The organism is Parachlamydia acanthamoebae, assembly GCF_000875975.1.
GTDB classification, from domain to species: domain Bacteria; phylum Chlamydiota; class Chlamydiia; order Chlamydiales; family Parachlamydiaceae; genus Parachlamydia; species Parachlamydia acanthamoebae.
In genome coordinates, this window is the sequence record NZ_BAWW01000011.1 from 18,577 (window position 1) to 42,432 (window position 23,856).

The window sequence follows — 23,856 nt, forward strand, 5'->3', positions numbered from 1 at the left end:
TCTCAAGTGAGATGTTCATAAGAAATTAAAGTTAAAAATTCCACAAAAGCTTTTTTCATCACAATCGATTCCAAGATCTTTTTAGCCTCAGTCAAATGCGGTCGATTTTTATCTTTGGCTTCCGCAATGATTTTTTGTTGCTCTTCCTCAAAAAACTGTTTCAAAAGTTCAGCCGAAACTGTGCGCCCATCGGGAAGTTGAGCCGCGGGATGGTGATGGATCCATTGCCATAGCTGTGCACGTGAAATTTCTGCTGTGGCAGCATCTTCCATCAAATGGTCAAGTGCAGCGGCACCGACTCCGTTTAACCAAGATTCCATATACAGTAGGGAAATGCGTACGTTTTGACGAACCCCTTTTTCTGTAATTTTTCCGTTAGGAACTTTGAAATCTAAGAGATCATGGGCAGAGACTTCTGAACTCTGGAATTTTTTTTGAATTTGGTGAGGCTGATCTTTTAAGATTTTCTCAAAAATTCCTTTAGCAATTGCAACTAGAGCTGGATGTGCGACCCATGTTCCATCAAATCCCCCATGGCATTCGCGCAATTTATCTTCTTTAATTTTTTCGAGAGCCTGGTGAGTAACTTCAGGATTATCACGGCTGGGAATAAAAGCAGCCATTCCTCCAATTGCATGTGCGTCTCTTTTATGGCAGATTTGCACAATTCTTTTTGTGTAAGCCTGCATAAAAGGAACTTCCATTGTAATTTGGGAACGATCCGGAAGTAAGGGGTCTTCTTTTTTTTGAAATTTTTTGATAATGCTAAAAATGTAATCCCAACGACCCGCGTTCAAACCGGCAGAGTGTTCTCTGAGTTCGTATAAAATTTCTTCTGCCTCAAAAATAGCCAAAATGCTTTCGATTAATACGGTTGCACGAATCGTTCCCTGAGGGATACTCAAGAAATCTTGAGCAAAGAGAAAAACGTCGTTCCATAAGCGTGCTTCTTCGTGGTTTTCAAGTTTCGGAAGATAAAAGTAGGGGCCGGATCCCTGTCTAATGAGTCTTCTCGCATTGTGGAAGAAATACAGACCAAAATCAAATAAGCTGCCTGAAATTTCTTCTCCGTCAATTTGAAAATGCTTTTCATTAAGATGCCATCCCCTGGGACGAACCATTAAGGTGGCAATTTCATCTTTTAAAGCGTATGATTTATTTTCAGGTGAAATAAATGAAATGGTACGGTTCACAGCATCAATCAAGTTGCTTTGCCCTTCGATCACATTTTTCCAAGTGGGAGAGAGAGCATCCTCAAAGTCTGCCATGAAAACATTAGCCCCAGAATTGAGGGCGTTAATCATCATTTTGCGTTCAACAGGACCTGTGATTTCAACGGCTCTTTTTTGCAAATCTGAAGGTGGTGGGGGAATGTTCCAAGTTAGATCATCTCGAATAGCCGCTGTTTCCGGAAGAAAAGTTGGCAGAATCCCCTGATTGAGTTGCTTCTGTCTTTCGACTCTTTTTTGCAAAAGTTGTTTCCGTCGCCCATTAAATTCCTTATGTAATTCCGTTAAAAATTGAATGGCTTCAGGAATAAGAATGCGATCTTGAATTTTCCCGATTTGCAAAGTGGTGACAACAGATGGTTTCTCTAATTTCATAGCTCCCCCTTATAACCTGATGAATGAGGTGAAATCCTATAATCAGGTATATAAGTTTTTTTAAAACAGAGAGCGTTTTCATTCAAGCTTTGTTTACTGCGAAATTAAACTTTTCCAATAAGTTTGCATTTCTGGAGACAAATAGGGAAGAAGCTTTCGATATTGGATAGGATGGTTAGTTGAATTAAAATGCTCAATATCAACAAAATTTAAACGTTTGTCCCAAGAAAAAGGAATATTATCAGGATAAACAGAATCAATTAATTTATTTTCTTTAATGATCGTATACAACGCTTTGAGTTTAGCTTTTGTCATGTGAAGTGCAAACCAATTTGCATTAAGTGTCCAACCAAGCGTGTCCATATCTTGGACGATCAAAATATATTTTCTTGGAGATCCGGCCTCTTTAGGGACCGCATAAAGCCATTTTTTAGGCACATTTAATAAGTGATTTAATTGGTGGGCATCGATACTTTTTCTGATAAGTCTTGATCCCTTAATCCTGCGTGTAAAAGCCTGCCATTCTTCTCCATTATAGCTATCTGTATAAGCTTTAATTCGATATCCCTCTAATTTTGGATGTTTAGCAACAACCATACCGGCTTTGCATTTGATCATCCTTCTAAATCCCGCTTTTTTTAACGCGTTGTTAGAGGCAAGTACACCATTTTTGGAGAAAATTTTATCTAATTTTTTTCTAAGCTTATGGTCTTCAGGTAATTCAAAGCTTTTTAGGTCTTCTTCAGATAAGCTTCTGGGTGCAAATTTTTCTTCAAAATCCAAAGGGGCATCGACGTATGCCGTCACCTTGTAAAAGGGGAATGGATATTCAACGAGAAATTCTGGTACTTGAGTTTCCGCAATGAAGACAGATTCTTGACTGTCGAAATCGGGGAAAAAATCAGGCGTATTCCCTCCAAAAATAAAATAGGTAGCATTTTCAAATGGATGCCAAGTTAAATGATGGTGCTGTTCATCATTGAGACTAACTTGAACATCTTCAATGAAATAAGATGTTCCGTTCCCTTCAAAAAAAGCAGGTAAAGGGGAATGAAAAAATGTCAAAAGAATGAGTCCTAAAATCGCGCGCATATGTTCCTCTCGATTAAATAAAAAAAATCATCATATGCGTTAAACTGCTTAGTTGCAAAGAAACTCTTGGGAAATGATTTTTTTTGCACACGTTAAAATATTTTTTGTATATAGAAGGTTTAAAACAATCAGGAGGTTTTATGAAAAATAGCAAAGCTTCTGCTAAACTTGCCACTCCCAATACTTTAGGACCAAAAGCAGCCTCAGCTATTACATTCGTTATTAATCCGTTAATCGCCGATTCTTTTGCCTTATATGTCAAAACCAAGAATTTTCACTGGCATCTATCAGGGCCTCATTTTCGTGATTACCACCTGCTATTTGATGAGCAAGCAGATCAGATTTTTGCCATGATAGACGTTTTAGCAGAGCGGGTACGCAAATTGGGTGGAATGACGATTCATTCTATTGGCCACATTGCTCAATTGCAAACGATTCAAGACGATAATCAAGCATATGTGGAGCCACAATCCATGCTTCAAAAGCTATGCAATGACAATAAAAATTTTGCTCAAAGAATGCGCGATGCCCATCAGGTTTGTGAAGACAATGGCGACGTCGCCACTTCGAGCATTCTAGAGGTATTCATTGATGAAACGGAGCGTCGAACTTGGTTTCTTTTTGAAAATACCGTGGATTCAAAGTAACAGTTTTTTGTTCGGTAAATAATGAGAAAAATATCCATTAAATTTTTGGAGGTCGTATGTCTATTGTCAAAGTAATCGAGGTTATCTCGGAAGGAAAATCAATTGATGATGCAGTAAAATCTGCAGTGGCAGAAGCAGCTAAAACAGTAGAGGACATTAAGCAAGTGAATGTGCAGCACATTGAGGGCATTGTTAAAGATAACAAAGTGGTTAATTTTCGCGTGAATGCGAAAATTAGTTTTGTTGTACAACATTAAGCAATGGCTCTAGGCAGGAGCGATGGATAGCTTTTCGTTGCTCTTCGCATCAAATTTCTTTTTTTAATCAGTTGACATATTCTTCTACTAAATTCTAGCATTCATATAATCATTTTGCAAATTCCTGCTTAAACTTGTCATAAATAAAGGAAATTTTATGCACACATTAAAGATTTTGTCCTTTTTCATCGCCCTCACTTTAATATCGTCTTCTGTTATTGAATCAAAAGAGTGTCGTGAACAACTAAAGTTTTCATTTGATGATCGAGAATGGAAAGAAGATTTTCAAAGCAATGATCAAATTGGTTCGATTACGGAATATACGCTTAAAAATGAAACTGTCACTGATTGGAGCGAACTTGTCACTGTCCAAAAATTGATTCCCATAAAGGTTTCGGCATATGATTATTATTTAGAATTTGTGAAAGGGTTAAAAAAAGAAGTGAACCCTTTGGAAGTCAGAAGCCAGGTGCTCAAGCAAAGTGAAGATGATATTTTGTTTGAATGGAGCATTTCGGGCCGTGATGGTTTGTCCCAGCATGAATGGTTTCGATTGATCAAAACCCCTCAATCCACCTGGGTATTGCGCTATACGACAAAAAAGTTACAAGATGTTGAAAAGCAGCGCCCTATTTGGGAGAAAATTTTAAATTCTGCGACACTAGTGCGTGAAGGGGATTGTCAATAACCCCTCCCTAAAGCGAGTTTTTTACGGAAGGCTCGTTTTTCCTTTTCTTGAATTCTATTCAAAATCCTGTATGCTAATTATCCTACATATGTAATCAATTTTACTCACAATTATAACTATTCGAAGAATATGAAAATTCCTTTATCTTGGCTAAAAGAATGGATTAATTTAACCCTTCTTCCTCATCAAATTGAAAAAAAACTCACGAGCGCAGGGCTTGAAGTCGATGCTGTAACACCTATTTCGGCTGGATTTCAAAAAGTTGTTGTCGGGCGTGTGCTAAAAACAGAAAAACATCCAAATGCAGATAAACTTTGCGTAGCTGTTGTAACAGATGGTCTCGAAGAGTATCAAGTCGTCTGTGGTGCACCTAACTGCCGTCCAGGAATCAAAACAGCTTTTGCAATGGTAGGGGCAACCATTGAAGACAAAGAGGGAAAGACTTTTAAAATTAAGGCATCCAAGATTCGCGGTGTGGAATCTTTTGGAATGTTATGCTCGGCGTCTGAATTAAATTTATCCGATGAACATGATGGAATTTTAGAATTTGCGGATCATTTTCAAGAAGGGGCTGATCTTGCTTCCATTTATGGAGATACCATTTTTGAAATTTCTTTGACACCCAACCTGTCCCATTGTTCTAGCGTATTAGGTGTTTCTCGTGAGCTTTCTGCGACAACCGGATTTCCCGTTATCTATCCCAATGTACAACTTAAAGAAACGGAAAAACCCATTCAAGACCAAGTGAAAGTGACAGTCACAGAACCTTTGCTTTGCTCACGCTATGCTTGCCGCTTTATTGAAGGGGTGAAGATTGGGCCATCTCCAGATTGGATGCAAAAGAGGCTGTTGCAATGTGGCATCCGACCTATCAATAATGTTGTGGATGTGACAAATTATGTTTTATTAGAAATGGGACATCCTTTGCATGCCTTTGATTTTAGTTTGGTAAAAGGAGCTGAAATCATCGTTAGAACGGCGCATGAGCAAGAAAAAATGGTGACGCTGGATGGAAAAGAACGAGAGCTTCCCAAACAAGCTCTTTTAATTTGCGATCGAGAGAAGCCCATTGCAATTGCAGGCATTATGGGGGGGCAAAACTCCGAAGTGAGCGATCAAACACACACAATTTTGCTTGAAGCGGCTTACTTTGATTCACGCAATATCCGAAAAACGAGCAAATCTTTGGGTCTGCTGACAGATGCTTCTAAACGATTTGAAAGAGGCGTGGATCCTACTCAAGTATTGGCTTCTTTAGATCGAGCTGCGGAACTCATCCAGCAGCTAGCAGGTGGTGTGATTGCACAGGGAATTTTGGATGTGAAATCCCATGAATTTTTTCCTAAAACGGTGACATGTAGACTCTCTCGCATCAATAGTCTTTTAGGAATTCATATCAGTGCTAGTGAAGTGGAATCGATCTTTCAAAAATTGGGATTCTCTGTTCAATACGATGGTCAGGATCTTTTTTCCGTGCAAGTCCCCACTTATCGGAATGACATTTCGTTAGAAGTGGATTTGATTGAAGAAGTGGCTCGGATTTATGGATATGATAATATTGAAAAACGGGCTCCCCGTTATCATGGCTCCACTATCCCAGATGCCCCCATTTTTCATTTTGAACGAGAAGTTAGAGGGCAATTAATCGCGGCAGGACTGCAAGAATTTTTGACATGCGATTTAATTGGGCCTAGCTTGCTGCAATTGGTTGGAGATTCCCTGATGGATGAAGCTACGCAGGTGAAGGTCGTTAATCCAACTTCCATTGAACAGTCAGTTTTGCGAACATCTCTATTGCCAGGGATTCTACAGCTCATTAAACACAATTGGGATAGGCAAAATCGACATATCAGTGGATTTGAAGTCGGTCGTGTGCATTTTAAAGAGGGTAGCAGATACATCGAAGATCCTGTTGTTGCCATTGTTTTGACTGGAAAAAGCCGACCGCACCATTGGAATCAGAAGCCTGAAGACGTCGACTTTTTTGATCTGAAAGGCATCATCGAAACGTTTTTACACGAATTGCGTATTCCAGCATGCACATTTGAAAAAAGTGACCTTGAGATTTTTCATCCGGGTAGGCGTGCTTCTGTGCAAGTCGGAGCGTTAAAAATTGGATCACTTGGTGAAGTGCATCCTGCGATCTGTCGGAAATTAGATGTGGGCCAACGTATTTTTTTCGCAGAGTTTAATTTGCTCGATCTAATGGGTGTTCGCCAAGAAGAGCCGCGTATGCGTGAGGTTCCAATCTACCCATCTTCAGAACGAGACTGGACATTAACTTTAAAAAATAGTATACCTATTCAAAACGTTTTTGATTGGATCCACGCTGTACGTTCGAATCTTTTGGAGGAGGTTGTCCTGCTCGACGTATACACCAGCGATAAATTGGGCAAAGATTGTAAAAACGTCACGTTTCGATTTACTTACCGCGATGCAAAAAGAACTGTTGCACAGGAGAAAGTAGATGCGGATCATGCGCGGATTATGGGATATGTAACAGAACAAATCAGTTCTGCCAAAGCATTATAAAATGAGATAATTGACGGAGTTTGACTATGCGGTTTGTATGGATTGTAGGATTAATAGGAGCGACAGTGCTTGCTACGGGATGTGCAAAGAAACCAGCCTGTATTAATGGGGAAGAAATTGTAGATTGTAAATATGTCCATAAATACGGGGTAACTGTTCCTCAGCAAGACTGGACTTCACGAGGGGAAAATGGTAAAGTTGTTTCCACACTTAAAAATGGTGTCGTAGTTGCAAAGAATTATGTGGATGGGGAATTACATGGCGAAACAACTTATACGTTTCCTTATGGTGATACCGTTGAAAAAATGGAAAGCTATGAGCACGGTCAGCTAAAATCTGACTTAACCTATTACTCTTCAGGTATCCCAATGCGTGAAGTGCAATATCCCTCTGCTACAACAGAAAATGTCACTGTTTGGTATGAAAGTGGATCCCCGCGATTCCGTGAAAAGTATGTAGATGCCCTTCTCATTGAAGCTGAATACTTTACACCTTCTAATCAAGTCGAATCTGTGGTGGATAATGGAAATGGAACACGTATTTCACGTGATCCTTATGGAATACTGACAGCTACAGATACTATTGATCATGGACGCCTCGTTCTTAGAACAACGGCTTATCCAAATGGAGCACCAAAAGAAGTGATTCCATATGTCAATGATCAAATTCAAGGGGTGCGCAAAACATTTTACCCTGGTGGGGAACCGCATACTGTAGAGGATTGGTCAAATGGGAATCTACATGGTGTAATGACCACTTACCAAAATGGGGAAAAAGTTTCTGAGATAGTCTATGTCGAAGGAAAAAAGAATGGTTTAGAACGACACTATCGTAATGGTAAAGAAATTGTCGAAGAAATTTCTTGGCAAGAAGATCTCAAACACGGGCCATGTGCGCTCTATTTGGGAGATAACTCGAAGACAGAATGGTATTACCAAGGCAAGCCAGTCAGTAAAATCAGTTATGACTTACTAGCGAATCCAAAAATCCGCTAGTTGCTGGCAAGAGCACACGCTATGTGTGCTCTTATTTTTTCTTTGCAAATGAAAAATTTTCCATGTCCCATTCTTCTTGTAGCATTTCACTAAATTCGCCATTCTCTTCATTGATTGCATATTTTTTTAGCAAAACAGCCTTTCCTTCAGTATCAAATAAAATCACTCCATTAAAAGCATCACCGAGTTCCGTATATAATACTTGTTGGGTTGAAAGTTTAATGTCCTGAGCAGAAAACACTTCACACTGTTTGCAGCGGTGTCCAACAAAAGAATGCACTTCTTTGTAAACGATTCGATCGTCTTGGTTCCGAATCAAGCATGTTGTTTGAGTAGGTGTTTCTTCGATCGGAATTTTTTGCCAGGAGTGTTGCTCTCCCCGTTTTAAATGCCGAAAATCTAAAAACAAAGAATCATAGATTGTGGAAATAAATTGAACCCCCTTATACTTTTCCACAGAAATATGCTTTCGGTAAGGATCCATCACAATTTTATAGCTTATTCTCGTCGATTCAGCTTCCCCAATCGGATAACGTCCTATAGGAATTCCCTGGTCCCAGAAGTAGTCTGAAAATTGCTTGATCATGGCTTCTCGCTTGTTAGGATTTTATAAACATCCATCATTCCTAATTTATCTTCTGAGGTCAAGTATGAAAATGCCTCTCTTTGAAACCACTAAAAAGTCACATGGACCTGCTATTGGGGTTCATTTCGAGCTCGTCGAAAACCGCATCCACCACATATACATGACCTTAGGTAACGGTGAAGGCTTGGAGTGGTATCTTTATGGTGATTCTGCTCGAAATAAACAAGTTCAAAAGCAAATCCATGCATGGATGAAAAATTATTTAGATCGTCTCCCGGGCACGTTACCCGCATTATACTTTTCTCCAAAGATTTCTGCTTTTCATCGCAAAGTCTGGGAATATTTAACCACTCTTTCTATAGGACAATTAGCATCCTACGGGGATGTTGCCGAAGCTGTTGGTTCTAAAGGAGCTGCAAGGGCTGTAGGCACAGCGTGCGCGAGGAATAATTTTCCTCTTTTGATTCCTTGTCACCGAGTAATCGCTTCGAAAGCAGCTTTAGGAGGGTTTTCATGTGGGCTAGAAATAAAAAGACGTTTACTTGAATTTGAGAAATGTTGGCATCATATTCGCAATTATAAAATTGAATCTCGTACGGAGGCATCATGAAGACTAAAGAAGAATTATTAAAAAGACTTGCCTATCTCGAATTTGTTAATGATCAACTAACAACCGAGGTGTGCGATTTAGATGAATTGCTCCGTAAAGTGGGATTTCCAAAAGGTGTGGAATCCGCTAAATGGATAGGGGGGGAGATGCTTGCTCACCCAAATGACGAAAACAAAGAAAAGGAAAGTCCTTAAGCATAAAATTAATCAAATTCTCATTCATTCTTTATGTCGTATTAATAATTGGATGATTATATCGAAGCTGTTCATAACATCTATGTACAATCTTAAAGCTCTTTAGCGGGAGGAATTGATGACTATATCAGAGATTTTGAAAAAAATCGCCTATCTTGAAGCTGTCAATGAAGCTCTCCATCAAGAAGTTCTTCATCTGGATGTTATGATGCGTCAATTGGGATTTAGTGGAGGACTCGAAACTGTTAAGCTAACAGCACGAGCAATATTACAAGATAAAAAATACCTTAAGAAAGAAAAAAAATAACTTAATTATATAATAATAAATAATAACTATATTTTTACCCTGAACTTGATTAGCACAGGTTCAGGGTTTTTTATTGTTTAATTTTTTTATTATCCTTTTTGTTGAAAATAGGTTTTAGTATATATTGTTTAAACTTGAAAAGTTTTTTACTGCCGAGAAATAAAAGTTTAAACAGATAGTCTTGTGCCCATTGAGAAGCCGATTTGCAAAAGGTATTTTTTTATGTTTTCTCCTACTTCATTTAATATTCGAACTATTTCAAATGTGGATTCTGTGGAGCAAAGTGAGGCATCAGAGCCTGCGCATTTCGCTATTTCATCTCGTTTTTCAATAGAAATTCCACCTTTTATTCCTTCAGAAGATCCACTTGATCAACGCGTAAAGGTTTTTATTGAATTGGGATACATGGATACCAGAGGTGTTTTAACTCCAAAGTTCTATGAAACGTTTGAGAACCCACCTGCGTTGGAAGAAAAGAAGGTACAGGAAATACGTCGAAGTTTAATAGAAAATCGGATGTTTAGATGCGGTCCATTTCAAATGGGGGAATTGCTTAAAACTTTGTGTAGCAATGCTCAGCATTATGCACAATCAGCCATGGCTTGCTATGTCGGAAGTGGGGTAAAAAAAATGGTTCTTGGAAAAGAGTATTTTGCACTTTTTCTGAGAATGATTTCAGATGGTCAGCTGGAAGAATTAGATGTAGGAATTCTCAAGGAATTATCTCGTGAAACAAGAGATGAAGATTACTTCATTTTATTGGAAAATCCGCAAGAAGGTTCTTTAAAATGCATGGTGGATGAAACCATTCACCTTTTGGCGAAGATTGAAGCATCCGACTATGCAACAATTCGGCACGCTGGTTTAGAAAATAGAAAAATTCAGCCAAACTTTTCTCTCGTTTCATGGAAAAATCAATTTCAAAATTCAACTAAGAAAGCTCAAGTCTGTGATCTGGTTTTTTCCTTTAAAAGAGATCGATGCGTTCCTGAAAAAGAGCTTTGCATTGTGCTCAATCCACATCTTTCCTCCTCACAAGAAAAGATCTTTTATCCTGTGGGAGCACCATTAGAGAGTGGCAATGGTTATGAAAATGCTTCGCAAGGAATTGTCGATTTCATCACTCGCATCGTACATGGCAAAGCGGAAGATTTAAATGAACAAATGTGGCCCATGCTCATCGCACTCATATCGCAAGAAAGACGTTTTTATGAGTTGGAGGAAGGGAAAGCTGAAAGCCTCATCGATGCATTAAGTTTAAAATTAATGGAGCATGGCACTGAAACAGTTTTGGATGGGGTAAGAACGAAGCTCATCAATTATTTGAAAGAGCATCACCCGAATGACCAAAAAATGACTTTCACCATGGCATGCAATGCCTGCCTGTGTCTGAGAAAATTTTTTCCTGCGACAAAAATTCATGCTCTTTTTCTATCTTTAGTCGATAGCATTGCTTTCAATAATCCCTATTCCCCATTCGCACTGATAAAAGAAGGAGTCCTCCAATACCAATTATCGTTCCTAGATGTCATGCATATCCAGGCATGCTTTGCCACCTTGAGTTTTGGAGTAAAAAATCCAACACTGCGACATGATAATCTCTGCATTTTTTTAACAAAGTTTGAAGAAAAACCTTCTGTCAAAATTCTAGAAGATAGTCTTTCGGTTTTCATTCCTTTTGACCCTCTTGTCGGATATCGCATCTGTTTAGATTTATCCAAAAATGAACAGTTGCAGGAGTATTTTAATCAATTGCTACGTGCTTATTCACCCCTGAATGCTTATTCAGAAAACGTTGGATCGCAGCTTTCTCCCTATCCAAGGCAGCTTATTGAATTTTTAGATCCGTTGCAAAGTGAGATTCGAAAAAATGGATTTGGTCATAATCCATTTGTCAGCAAACTCAGCTATAAGCTTTTAGTGGCTATGCAAACAAGCCAAGTCTCTCAGGTTAATGTTCTTAAACTCTTGAAGTATTTTCCTTTTGTATTTGATACTGATGAGCACAACGATCTCCTTATCGAACACTTAGAAGCCTTATTAAATCAGGTTTCGCCTTGGAATGCATGGAGCGCAAAAATGTTTGGGAACTTTAAAGCGTTAAAAACAGAAGGTCGTAAAACGATTCCAGCCTGGATCCAAGCTCTCATAGGGACAAAATCTACCATTGCAGCTGAATTGACGAGGAATATTTGGGAAAAAGCTCCCAAACTAATGGAGAACGAAAATTTTTCGATGAAGTTGATCTATCATCTATCATCGATAAGTCTTCAAACGACACTGCACATGTTCAGCCAATTGATGGAGACGCCTGTCAAAAATCAAGAAAAGCGCACCCTTTTTTTTATTAAGTTAGGGCTTAAAGTTTTACAAGATAAGCAGTGTGAAATAAAAGATTTGATGAAATTTCTGGAATCTGGAAAAGCACATTACACGAGTGAAAATCTCGAACTCAGAAGGCAATGTGTCGAACTATTTATGAAGGTGATGCAGCGTCTAATTTCGTCTAAAAATCTGGCCTATGCACGTGAATTGTTATTAAATCTGACAGAGAAAAATATTCTCGAAAAAGATCATCCCGATGTAATGGCACTATGGAGAGATTGTTTAGGACATATCCTATCCCAAGAACAATTTAAAGAGCTTGGACTCGCTTTTTGGAACGATGGCAAGCAATATAAGGTTTGGCAAGACAAAGAAAGCAATCTAAAAAATGCGCTATTACTTGCAGAATATCTTGCTGAAAAGGAAACCCCATCTTCTGAAGAATTTCCAAAAATTCTCAACTATGTCTGCACATCTCATGCGAAGGATGAAAGAATTCATCAGCTTGTACTTGTGCATATTCAACAACAAGGTGGGATTGGGATCGTTCGAAAAGTTCCATCGGCATACTTGCCTCATTTATTACCAAACGAGAAGATACAGATTTTATTGAATGCTCTAGCCTATGAGATTAAGATTAAAAATATTGATGAAAGTCTAGTGATTGTGAATCAGATTTTAAATGGTAATCCGTGCGATGGCCAAGACTTTTTCCAAGATTTAACAAATGCTTTAATTCAGGAAATCATTTCTACACATGGATTCAGGTATCTTGAGGGGATTCAGAAAATGATTGCGCATGAAACTTTTGTCAATCATTTTGAGAAGGATTTCAAAGTCAATTGCTTGCTGGATTTGGTAAAAAGTTTTTCGGCCGATTTAATGCTCGAGCAGTTCTCCTTACCTTTGCAAAATTTATTGATCACTTTGATGAAAGAAACGTTAGATGATCCTTCTTATGCTGAATCCGCCTCCTTTTGTTTAAATTTATTACAAAAATTTACAAAGCTTCCTCCGGCTTTAAAAAGGTATATAGAGAACGATCTTATCCAGTTATTGCGCTGTAGCTATGTAAAGGCACAACCTGAAACCTTCTTTGCGTTAATCCAATTGTGTCTCCACAACAACTGTTTAGAAGTATCTCAAGAGGAACTCGAACTTTTTGCTTTGGAAGTCTTGAAGGATGCCCCTCATTTACAAGTTATTCAGGGGATTCATGATCTATGTAAAGCCTATTTTAAAGTAGATCGCATTCACAATGAAAAGACTATTGTACTATTTGAAAAACTCATTTGGGCCTTTTTCTCAAAGCCTGCAGCTTTTTATTGGGCCCAAAAATTAACCTCTACACTATCCCATTTATCCCCTTCTCAGCTTGAATTATGCGTGCGATTAAGTGGTTTCATTGAGTCTTCACAGGAAAATGAACTTTTGGAAAACTTGTATCAAAAAAATGTTGACTGGCTTGCTTTTGCCAAAGCATTGATCGCACAGGGAAGATATCATTCCATATTTCATCTGATCCAGCAGCATGGGAAAAAAGTGAGTATTGAGCTTAAAGATGTTGCAAAGGCATTGTTGCTTAATTTTCCTTTAAATGTAAATTTTGCTTCATTTTTATCCATTGTTGAACATGGCAAAATAGAAGAAATTAAAGATTGGATCGTTTTTTCTGAAAAAATTCTGCAATTCAAATCGAAAGATGCCAACGAGTCTTTTTATCATCTTTTTGTAAAAAAAGTGATCAACAACAAACAATTTCCGGCAACTCTTCAGGAGAAGGCTGAGTGTTTGATGAGGATGCTTCCATTTTTTACCTATGAACAGTGGATGGAAAATGTCGCGATTTTTACTTTTTTTGAAAATGTGCAGCTTCGTGTTGAGAGAATTGCTTTTTACAACCAAATCTTTAATGGGGTGATTTCTTTGCTAGACCAGATGGATGCAGAGATTGCACACAACCTAATACAAGGATATCAAAAGTTATATCGAAAAATAAAAAAAGAAGATCGTCTGTCGTTTGAATTAGCAGATTCCAAGATAATAGAATTTTTAGTGCACCACATTTCGCAAAACATGGCTTTGCTTGGATGCAAAGCCCTTAAGGAACGTCTTTTGGATGGAGAAAATCAGATTGCAGAAAAATTTTTCATCGCATTGATCAAACGATGTCAGCCCGAAGAAAACAATCTGAGACAAGAAATTATCAAATTGTTGAATGTGTATCAAAAGCTCACAAGTCCACATTTATTGAATCGAGTCATTGAGACAATGGCCTCGAATCAAAATATCCACGTAGAATATGAATTAAGCTGCTTAATCCTAAGATTCATTAGCGGTCAAAGTAATGAAATCCCTCAAGACTTTTATCTTTTGCTTATTCAACAGATGTCTGTTAAGGAATCTGAAGTACTTAAAAAAAATCTGGAAATTCTCGAAGAAAAAAATTTGGAACATTTTTTGACTCGAGCTGAAATAAATTTGCTTTATGTGAAATGGCTTAGTACAAAGCTTTTGGCTAGTGATACCGGGGGAGCGAAGCTTAATGCAGCGCGTCTTTTTTATGACAATTTTGAGAGGTATCAATCTTTTCCACAAGAGCGCCAACTTTGTTTGCTAAAAATTTCAGAAATGATCTTTAGCATGGATTTGAATAATAAAAATTACATTCTTTTTCATGCCTTTTTAACCCTATACCTAACAGAGAAGCCTATCCCTAAAATTTGGGGGAAAATTCCCGAAAACTCGACATTCACGTCTCCTCGTTTAATTTATCAGCAGTTGTTTCCCATACTGGGAAATGAGGCCCCTTCCACAAAAGATCCTATTTTTATTGAGAGATATCTTGCTTTTATGGAAGTGATGTTTGATTTTAATTTTTCCGAAAAGTGCGAAAATCCCGATTTTTTAAAGACTTTCAAAATCTGTTTAAGCGAATTCACCAAAATATATTATCTGATTCCTAAGGAAGAAAAAAAGAGATCGCATTGTAAGCAATTCATTAGGCATCTCACAAAATTTATCTATTCAAAAGCATGTATCATAAATAAACAGGTTCATTCTGATGGAATGGATGTTATTCTTGGTGATGCCGTCATGGCGGGCCTTTTTGTCGATGATGAGAATCTCTACCACGAATTGTTTCTGTGGGTATACGATAAATGGCCAAAATGTTCGAAGATTTCTGAATGGCAACAAGCTTGCATCGCAAAGAAAATCTTAAATCGAATGATCAATGATTATGGTGTGGATGGACTGAGATTTTTTGATACTCACCACAAGACTTTCTTAAAAGATCGAAATATATATTTTGAATCTTTAACTTCTATGTTGAATGTACGCCATGAAAATTCTTATATGGATCTGATTAATTATTATACATTAAAAATACAAACAATATTTTTATGCTTAAATGGGCACGAAGAGAGAAAAGATTTTTTTATTAAACTAAGCCATACAATCATTGATTCTCTAGAAGAAAGGTTAAATGGAAACAATTTTATCCAAATTGGTCTCTATTATTTAAGTACTTTTTCTCAAAGGCATTTTTTCGATAATGCGATGGGCCAGTTCTATATTTTATTGAAAAAAATTGGAAAAGTAATGATTAGGGATATGAAAAATTCACCACATTTATATGTAGATAATTTTTTTGATTGCCTATTTCAAAATTATCAATCGACAGATGTTTTCCTTCCGAGAGCATTTAAGATTAAATTGAGAGAAGTCGATTTTTATTTAAAAGAATTAATTAAAGTCTTGCCTTCTTCCAATCAAAAATTGAGACAAAAAATTTTAAGTCGGGAAATAGAATCTATAATTCCAGATACTGTGGAAGGTCAGTTCGTCGTAGAAGCTGAATTGTTAAAGGAGTTTATTGAATTATTTGCTTCTTGCCCTGAAAACATGCAGAAAAGAGGATTATATGTTTTAAAGGCCATCCAAAGATACTTCATTAAACATCCGAATAAAAAAATAGAGCAACTCGGAAGAGAATTAATTCTATTTTCATATAAAAATTTGATGGAATTATTAGAACATAGCTCGTTCGAAGTGTACGAAACGAATAAAGTTTATGTCCTTTTTTTAAGCTATTTCATTGAATTGAGAAAAAATGGCTCTTCAAAGGAAATAGAGCTCATAGAGGATTTTGATCTATGTGCTGAAATGATTAAATCTTTGTTTAATGGAACTTATCAGAAATTATACGATCGAATCGCGTTCCGTAATTTTTATCACAGTATTATGAAATTTTTTGATGAAATTTCAAAATTAGGTTCTCTAAATTGTTTAAATGTTTATTGCGACATCTTAGACTACATTTTAAGTGGTTTAATAAGAGATGTAAAATTTATAAAATTCAAGGAAAAAGAAGATCAGGAATTTATGGAATTCCTCCTTTCTAAAATTTTTATTCCTCAGCTGAAGAAAAATGAAGTAACCGAAGAATTGAATTCGAAAATTAATGAACTACGAAAAAAATGGTTAATCATTTATGAAAAAAACAATAAGTTAAAAATGGGGATAAGATTCTTAAGTAAATATGAGAATTAAATCATCCCTTGGAAGCCTATCGTTTGTATAGGCTTCGAGTCATATTTATTCAAAATATCACGTGTTAATGGTTAATCCATTCACGGAATTCGGGCGAACTCAATTCATCCACCATTAGTATAATTATTACAGGAAAAACGACACATGAACATCCCATTCTTAAATTTTGACTGCCAATCACGAGTAACTCCTTCTCCCTTAGTAAGTCCGACCTTTGAGCCGCATGAGTCCTATGCAGGCAGTGCAAGATCTCCGATCGGTTTAAACGAATTTTTTCCCGCTATAGATCCTTTCGACCAAATTTTGTTGGAGATGATTAGAGAGGGAAATGCGGATCGATATGGAAGATTAACGGATCAGATAAAAAACAATGTAAAACGAGGCTTTTTTGCTTTAGATAAGGGGGAATTCGATCGCCTTTGTCAGGCGTTATATCATGTCTTAGGAATTCTAGAAAAAGGTGAAGTCGTGACATTACATCACCTTCTGCATGCCTATTTTCAAAATCCTGAAATCAGCATTGCCTTTTCAGGAAAGGGATTAAAGCAAGCATTTCTGGGAAAAGGTTATTTTACTCGCATTGTAGATGTATTAACCAACGGAAAGGTTAAAACCTTAAGTTCGGAAATGAATACCGAATTATCGCATGTCATCACACAAGAATTTGTTGAGCTATATTTCCTGTCAGAAAATCTTTTAGCAAAAACTTACACATCTTTTCTCCAACTTCTAGTCAAACTTCCAGGGGAGCTATTCCAAGATAGTGAGCCAGTGGGGAGACGTCATGTCACATGGATCAGCAAGCTAGATGGAACAAGATGGCATTTTATTTTCACACTTGCGCAAAATGATTGCTTTTTGGAAATGCAAACCCGTCTTCCCCTCGAAAGCTTTTCTAATTGCAAGATCCACTTGCCTATTATTCCGAATATTTATTGGCCCATTCTGCCTATTGGCGAAAAGAATGAGGATCTTGAAGCTGAATCGCAAAATGATGGCATGCAGGGATTGGCAGATTTTTTGACAAAAATTTTACATGTGAATCACTTCGAAGATGTGAATGCTGAGTCTTTTGCAAAATTGATTGCCCTTATTTCAGATGGATACCGAGATTACGGAGGTGGCTTTCAGAAGGCGTCAGATGCTCGAGCGCACAAAAGTTTAATTTGGCAGTTTGTGAATCACTTTTTTAGTCGTTCAGAAAAGAGCAAACGCGTTGAAATGATGACTTCAGCCATTTTAAATTTTCAAGACAAAGAAGGTGAAAAGTCTGCTAAAATGTGCTTGACGATGGCTTGCAATGCATGTTTAAGCATTAAACCACATGTCAAAACACATGAATTAGATCAAATTTATGAAGTTCTGACCGCCCGAACAAAGATTGAAAATCCCCATTCCATTTTTTCATTGATTCAAGAGGGGATTAGTGAATGGGGAATGTCGTTTGAGGAAGTGATGCAAATCCAGCAGTGCTTTGCCATTGTGGCTTTGGGAGTTAGACGCCCATCTTTAAAAAAAAAGAGATTGCATGTCATTATGACTAAGCATGAAGGGGCTCCTGCAATTAAAATCCAAGAAGAAGGAAAATCTATTTTTTTGCCGTTGGAACCCTGTTCAGGCTTTAATTTGTGTTTAGAACTGATGTCTAATCGTCCCTCTACAGTTGAATATCTAGAAAAAGTTTTGGATGCCTATCTACCTATAAATTCCTTTGATCTCAATGAGCGCTCACAACTTTCCGATAACGCTCATTACTTACATTTTTTTTTAAAATCTCTTGAAGAGACAATCCGATTTAAAGGATTTGGAAATGAACCTTTTAGCTATATTTTGAGCTATTATCTTTTAGCGGCATGCCAGACTTGTAATCCCACAATTGTTTCTCTAGAGCTTCTTCTTAAAAAGCATGTGAATCTTTTAGAGATGGTGCAAGATCCTTTGAAAAAAATCAATTTGGGTTATCAAATGGTGAATTTGCTTATTTATTCACGATTTGAACCATGGGCAAGCTCTGCGTTGATTATGTATCGTCATTTTCAAAATTATTCCCCAAGAAGCCTTCCGTTAGTTGCATGGGTGTGGGCGCTTGCTGGTATTCAAAGTCCCAAGGCTTACCAGCTTGTTATGGATATTTGGAAAAAAAGTCCTCCTTCTTTAAATCAAAATGAAGCTTACCACATCGATATGCTGTATAAATTTATACAGATTGACTTAAAGCTTTCTTTGGATTTGTATAAGTCACTTTGTGCTTTACCTGTTGCGAATGCGGAATGTCGGTACAAGCTATTTTTGGACTTAGCCGAAGTCTTTCTTAATGCGAATACTTTCTCTTTTGTGGAATATCTAAAAGCCTCTTTTCCATTTCTTAAAGAAAAAGATTTAGTTTTTCATCTAACGCCCTTTAGAATAAAAAGCGATCACGTATTTTCTCGCATTTTTACGTGTCTTATTGAAAAAAAATATTACACAATGGCGTGTAGCCTTTTATTTATTTTGACTGAACAAAAAATTGTGGAACCATCGGAAGATCCTGTATGGGACACAATTTTTAACAAAATGATCCAAATAAAAGATATGCCAAAAGCGATCTCCCTGTGGGAAGAAGGAAAAAGACATTGCGCATGGACGCGGACAAATTTATCTTTGGTGATTTCTTTAGCCGAGAATTTATTTCACGCTAACGATTCAAATTGGAATATCGAAAAAAAAGAAATTTTAAATTTCATTTGTTCACATTCCAAAGCGAATCCTCGCATTACGTCTTTGGTGGATTCTGTCATTAAAGATGGAGGAAAGCATGTCATTGCAAAAGAGGTTCCTGAATCTTACCTAGCCTTCATCTCTAAAATAGATCAAATGAAAATCGTTTTGAATGCTTTGAAATTCGAAATAGATCAAGGGCATTATGTGCAAGCAGCTGAAGGATTATTAAAAATATTTCAATATCCCCAAAAAATAACGATCAAGATATTTAGGAGGTTTTTTTCACAGATCGTTGAAAATCCAGAGCATTTAAAAGATTCCAATTTAATGGATGTGGTATTCAAGATTCTTTTAGAGAATGAATTTAATACGCTTTTCAAAGATGATAAAAACGAAAAAGTGACGTGGATTCTTCGGTTTTTTCAAATATTGACTGGCGAAACAACGACAGGTCAATTTTCGAGGAATCAGCAGAGACTATTTGAGCTTTTGTTAAGAGATGTCTTTAGCAATGGCCACATGAACGGTTATCCCAATCAGGCAATAGCATGCTTACAAACTCTTTTGCTTTTTAAAGAGATCCCCGCGAATTTACGAAAGTGTCTTAAATTAATTAATTTAAATCTCTTAGAATTTAGTCTAAGCCTACCCATTAAAACAATGTTTGCTGAACTGGTTCAATTTTTGATTAATCATCAATGTTTGCCAACGCATGCTGAGATTTTTCTAAAAAGGATGAATCGATTATCTCTCAATTATTTAAAATCCTCTCAAGTTTCGGAAGAGATTCTCGGTTTTCACCATCTCTGGAAAGACTATGCCCATAAAAAAGACGTTGCAAAGTTAAATCCAGAGGTGCTTGAAATATTGATTTCCCGCCTAATCGATATCTCTCAAATTGCGTTTGCACATTTTTGGACTGAGCAAATTTTAAAATATTTTTCAGGGAATTCTTCCATAAAAATGTTGTTGCGCTTGGGCGTTAGTCTTAATCAGTCATTCCCGGCTGAGCTTTATCATCTCCTCGCACTTTTCTATGAAAAAAAATGGAAAGATCCACAAAGTAAAAAAGCTGCGTGGAAAGTACTTGCAGAGGATTGCATAACAAAAAAACACCTTGACCCTATCTTTATTTTAATTGAGAAACAAGGGAAAAACGTGATCGCTGATTTGGTAGAATATGCAGCCGTCCTTGTGGAGCCATTTTTAACTTCTCCTTGCCAAAGTGAGGAGGATCTCGATCTATTTTTCAGCCTTGTTCAAGTCGGAAAACTCAATGAACCACTCTATTGGCTAGATCTTATTGAAAAAATACAACGAAATAAATCGCAACGTTTGAAGGAAAATTTTTTAGGAATTTTTAAGCAGAAAATCATTGAAGAAGACATTTTAAAAAATGATCCCGACGAAAAGGCTGCGTGTTTATTAAACTGTATACCTCTATTTGAAAGCCTCCCTTCTTTTGATCCCAATCAGTGGTATCAAGATTCTTCAATTACACATTTTTTCAAAGACGAAAGATTAATTGCCCAGCGAAAGGCTTTTTATTTACATTTATCTGAGCATAAAAATTTTATTCATCCCATTGAGAAACTGATTCAGCATAATAAATTAAAAAATATTTTAGAGGGATGCAAAGCATTGGTCGTTGCATTCGAAAATGAACCGATGTGTTTGAAAAAAGAACAATTTCTTCTCACCTTATTAAAACGTTCTTACAATCCTCAAAATGCAGGCCAGCGCCAGGTGATTCAAGAGATGCTAAAAGTTTTGGATGTCTATGCCACCAAAACGGATACACAATGGGTCGATTTGGTTATGGAAGCCTGCATTCTGCATCCAAATTTGGTCATTCGAGGAAAATTTTCTATTTTAAAGCATCGCCTTCTCCCAGTGAAAGGTAGCGATTGCTTTGAGATCTTCTGCCGTTGGATGGAATTACCTTCCCAAGATGAAAATTTTATTAAAGTGATATTTGAGATATTGGAAAGTCCACAAGCTCTTCAATTTCTAAGCCAAGATCAAATTGATCAGACTGTAATTCGATGGATTTATGTTTGCTTAAAAAATAAAAAATTATTTGCGATCGATCTCTTCTATCAGTATTTCTTGAAATTTGAAAAATCTCCAAAGGAAAAGGCTGAATGTGTAGCAGAAGCTGCAAAAATCATTCTTCAATATAATGAGGAGAATGCCACTAAATTTGTGCATATTAAATACTTCAATGCGATGCTGTACTTATGGCTTAAACAAAGCCCCGAAGATAGTTATTTAGAAAAACGAAAACATTTGCCAAAAGAGGAGCGTGATCGTTTTCTTTTAGATGTTTTATTTGACTGCCACGAACCTGGGATTCAGAGTAATCCAGATCAATTGGCTAAGATTGAAAGAATTTTTCCACAGCCATTTCCACACTTTTTAACACCTATTATTTATGAACGTATTTTTGAATTTACCGAAGTCTTCTTCTGTTCACTATGTCCAGAAGATTTACCGAGAATGTATTATGGCACATTTTCGTATTATCTGAACCGTTTCTCTGCTCTACTCTGGGATCTGTATCCCTATTCTCCAGTGCCAAATCGAGCCTCGTATTTTCACAATGTGATGTTAGATTTAATCGAAAAGCTCATTCATTTTGATTATCGCGATTTTCCACACACTTTGAATAAGATTTTACATACAATGCTCATGAAAAATCGTGCACCTTTCGATATCGAAAGGTTTTGTAAAATTTTCTTATGCGTTAATGGGTCATTTCCGGAAGGTGCAGAATTAGCAAGAGAGAAAGTGACCAGCATAGTGGAATGGGCAATAAAGATGCTCGGAAATAAACCTGATTTTGAAAGTAAATGCTTAAGTATTCTAATCTTTAAAAACTACAGTCGCATTTTAGTAAAAAAGAATATTGAAACTTATTTTGAATATCTCGACTTCATACTTGCACAGATGGGCATGGAAGAATTAATCAGAGAGATAGAAGATTTGTTGTATACGCAAGGTATTTTACTTTCTCCAACAGGGGAAGTTTCCATTGATGAATCAAGGCCTTTTTTTGTTTTTTATGATGGAACAAAAAAAGGTCAAGCATTATGCCTGCGAGCCTTTGATAAAGTTTTTGATGCATTATCTAATAATGCGAATTCCAATAAATTTTGGAAAAAAGGCTTTAATCTATTGGTTGGAGCAATTGACGACTCTATTTTTGAAGGACATTATAATAAGTTTTATTCTTACGTGGATAAAATAGGACTCAGTGTTTTTGAAATGTCTCTGATTGGAGATCTCTCTCAATTTACACCACTTTTCTCACTCCTTTTTTGCGATTTGAAAGATTCTCCCATCATAAAGCTCTCTTATGACGAACAAATCTTAAGGTTAGCCAAGATTGATCATTGGTTAAATAAATTTGAGACTTCTTTTTTGAGTGAAAAGCCATCTGAAGAAAGAAATTATCCTGAGATTTTGAAGCGATTGAGGGCTGGAAAAATAAAAGATAAGAAAAAAGCTTTGCACGATGTAGAAAGCCAACTCATTAAAAATGTGATTAAATTTGCAATCCATGCCGATTTATTTACACCTTATTGTAGAGCAGACTTATTAAGATATTTTCAGGATATCCTTTTAAAAAGAGGGGAGAGAGATTTTGATTTAATCCTAGATTGTTATCGTCTTTTTTGGAATTTGTTAGAAAATAATGGCTCTGATTTTTCTAATAAAAAAGAAACGCAAATAGCGTATTTTAGTTTGGTTTTAGCTAGTAATCCGGAATATTCTTTAGATATATTTAAAAAGACTCAAAAAGGTCAAGAGCTAGCCTCTATATTGTTTAATGAGATCTTAGAGGTCTGGATTAAATCTTTCAAGAAAGTCAAAGTATGGAATGTTGAGACAGCTCATATTCGTTTTCAAGAGATATTGGCATTCATATACAGTGCACTTGAAAATAAAGCTTTCGAATTCTCGAATAAGTTTTATGCTATACTCAACTCTATTTTAGACGCTAGCAAAGCCGTCGGTTTTTCTAATCTAGGTGAAGCATTTAAACTTTGTGAAGTATTTAACAGAGCCTTAGTTCTTATTATTAAAGACAATGCTCCTGTGGATGAGCCATTCATAAATTTAATGGCAAAAATCAGTGGTCAAATCACATTGATGATGCGAACTCTTCCTCTTGAGAAAGAAGAAAGAGATGTATTAGTTAGTCTACTGATTAAATGGACAGATATTTTTTATGATAGAAAAGCTTTTGGTAAGGCATTGATCATACTCAAAAAAGACAATTTAAAACCTGAGTTGCTTGAAAGGAAGGTTGTAGGCTTTGTCACAATTGAGACAATAAACAAGAAATAAGTTGATTGTCCAAGCTTTGAAGCGCAATAAGCATTTTTAACTTATAACGAGGGGACTAGACAGATCTAGAAGGCTGTTTGGTCCCCATCATTCATTTGACATCTAATCTGACTTTTCCTGTTTGTCCGAATCTCTTACCAGTAGCAATGCAAAAAGTGGTTGAGCCAATAAATTTGCATGATGAAGAGCCTATTACAAGTGCACATGACTATACTTCTTTTTTTCCGGATGAAGATGCATATAATTTAAGGGGCTCTTTATCTATTGCAGAACGGTTTTATAAGTGCCGATGGAAGGTCTACAGCTAAACTTTTATAAGCCAATCGGAGTGCCTGGATTAACGACAGATCGATTTATTGTGTTTTGAAATTTTTCATTAAAAAAAAATGATCAACTACTAATTTTAATA

Annotated in this window: 14 protein-coding genes; 11 read left to right on the forward strand and 3 right to left on the reverse strand. The window is 36.6% G+C overall.

What is annotated here, in order from left to right:
- Window positions 1-2 precede the first annotated feature (2 nt).
- Both aceB and AOM43_RS05845 read right to left on the reverse strand, forming a co-directional pair.
- Complete coding sequence (aceB, locus tag AOM43_RS05840) at window positions 3-1,604, reverse strand: malate synthase A (RefSeq protein ID WP_059359428.1); 1,602 nt, start codon at window positions 1,602-1,604, stop codon at window positions 3-5.
- A gap of 93 nt (window positions 1,605-1,697) precedes the next feature.
- The gene (locus tag AOM43_RS05845; RefSeq protein WP_006341798.1) at window positions 1,698-2,696 is read right to left on the reverse strand and encodes a hypothetical protein; all 999 of its coding nucleotides are present in this window, start codon (window positions 2,694-2,696) and stop codon (window positions 1,698-1,700) included.
- Between the two features lie 140 nt (window positions 2,697-2,836).
- Here AOM43_RS05845 and AOM43_RS05850 point away from each other — a divergent pair, with 140 nt between their 5' ends.
- From AOM43_RS05850 to AOM43_RS05870, 5 genes are all read left to right on the forward strand, one after another.
- Window positions 2,837-3,343: a Dps family protein gene (locus tag AOM43_RS05850; RefSeq protein WP_059359430.1), complete on the forward strand. Its 507-nt coding sequence runs from the start codon at window positions 2,837-2,839 to the stop codon at window positions 3,341-3,343.
- A 56-nt stretch (window positions 3,344-3,399) separates the two neighbouring features.
- On the forward strand, window positions 3,400-3,600 hold the full coding sequence (locus AOM43_RS05855; protein WP_006341796.1) for a dodecin family protein: 201 nt from the start codon (window positions 3,400-3,402) through the stop codon (window positions 3,598-3,600).
- 157 nt (window positions 3,601-3,757) lie between these two features.
- Window positions 3,758-4,288: a hypothetical protein gene (locus AOM43_RS05860; protein WP_006341795.1), complete on the forward strand. Its 531-nt coding sequence runs from the start codon at window positions 3,758-3,760 to the stop codon at window positions 4,286-4,288.
- Window positions 4,289-4,417: 129 nt separating this feature from the next.
- Window positions 4,418-6,820 (forward strand): phenylalanine--tRNA ligase subunit beta, encoded by a 2,403-nt coding sequence (gene pheT / locus AOM43_RS05865; RefSeq protein ID WP_006341794.1) that lies wholly within the window; start codon window positions 4,418-4,420, stop codon window positions 6,818-6,820.
- A gap of 26 nt (window positions 6,821-6,846) precedes the next feature.
- Entirely contained in the window at window positions 6,847-7,815 is a 969-nt protein-coding gene (locus tag AOM43_RS05870) for a toxin-antitoxin system YwqK family antitoxin (RefSeq protein WP_006341793.1), read from the forward strand.
- A gap of 31 nt (window positions 7,816-7,846) precedes the next feature.
- Here AOM43_RS05870 and AOM43_RS05875 read toward each other — a convergent pair whose 3' ends face one another.
- A complete protein-coding gene (locus AOM43_RS05875) occupies window positions 7,847-8,401 on the reverse strand; it encodes a hypothetical protein (protein WP_006341792.1) in 555 nt (184 codons plus the stop codon).
- 64 nt (window positions 8,402-8,465) lie between these two features.
- Here AOM43_RS05875 and AOM43_RS05880 point away from each other — a divergent pair, with 64 nt between their 5' ends.
- The 6 genes from AOM43_RS05880 to AOM43_RS05905 all read left to right on the forward strand — a co-directional run bounded on the left by AOM43_RS05880 (window position 8,466) and on the right by AOM43_RS05905 (window position 23,755).
- Window positions 8,466-9,011 carry a methylated-DNA--[protein]-cysteine S-methyltransferase gene (locus AOM43_RS05880; protein ID WP_006341791.1) on the forward strand — a complete coding sequence of 182 codons (546 nt, stop codon included), beginning with the start codon at window positions 8,466-8,468 and terminating at the stop codon, window positions 9,009-9,011.
- Complete coding sequence (locus tag AOM43_RS05885; RefSeq protein ID WP_006341790.1) at window positions 9,008-9,205, forward strand: hypothetical protein; 198 nt, start codon at window positions 9,008-9,010, stop codon at window positions 9,203-9,205. The genes AOM43_RS05880 and AOM43_RS05885 overlap by 4 nt, the downstream gene beginning before the upstream one ends.
- Before the next feature lie 118 nt (window positions 9,206-9,323).
- Window positions 9,324-9,512, forward strand: a complete 189-nt coding sequence (locus AOM43_RS05890; RefSeq protein ID WP_006341789.1) for a hypothetical protein — start codon at window positions 9,324-9,326, stop codon at window positions 9,510-9,512.
- Between the two features lie 222 nt (window positions 9,513-9,734).
- Window positions 9,735-16,391, forward strand: coding sequence for a hypothetical protein (locus tag AOM43_RS05895; protein ID WP_059359432.1), 6,657 nt, complete (start codon window positions 9,735-9,737; stop codon window positions 16,389-16,391).
- Between the two features lie 144 nt (window positions 16,392-16,535).
- Window positions 16,536-23,447 carry a hypothetical protein gene (locus AOM43_RS05900; RefSeq protein ID WP_059359434.1) on the forward strand — a complete coding sequence of 2,304 codons (6,912 nt, stop codon included), beginning with the start codon at window positions 16,536-16,538 and terminating at the stop codon, window positions 23,445-23,447.
- A 77-nt stretch (window positions 23,448-23,524) separates the two neighbouring features.
- Entirely contained in the window at window positions 23,525-23,755 is a 231-nt protein-coding gene (locus tag AOM43_RS05905) for a hypothetical protein (RefSeq protein WP_059359436.1), read from the forward strand.
- Window positions 23,756-23,856 lie beyond the last annotated feature (101 nt).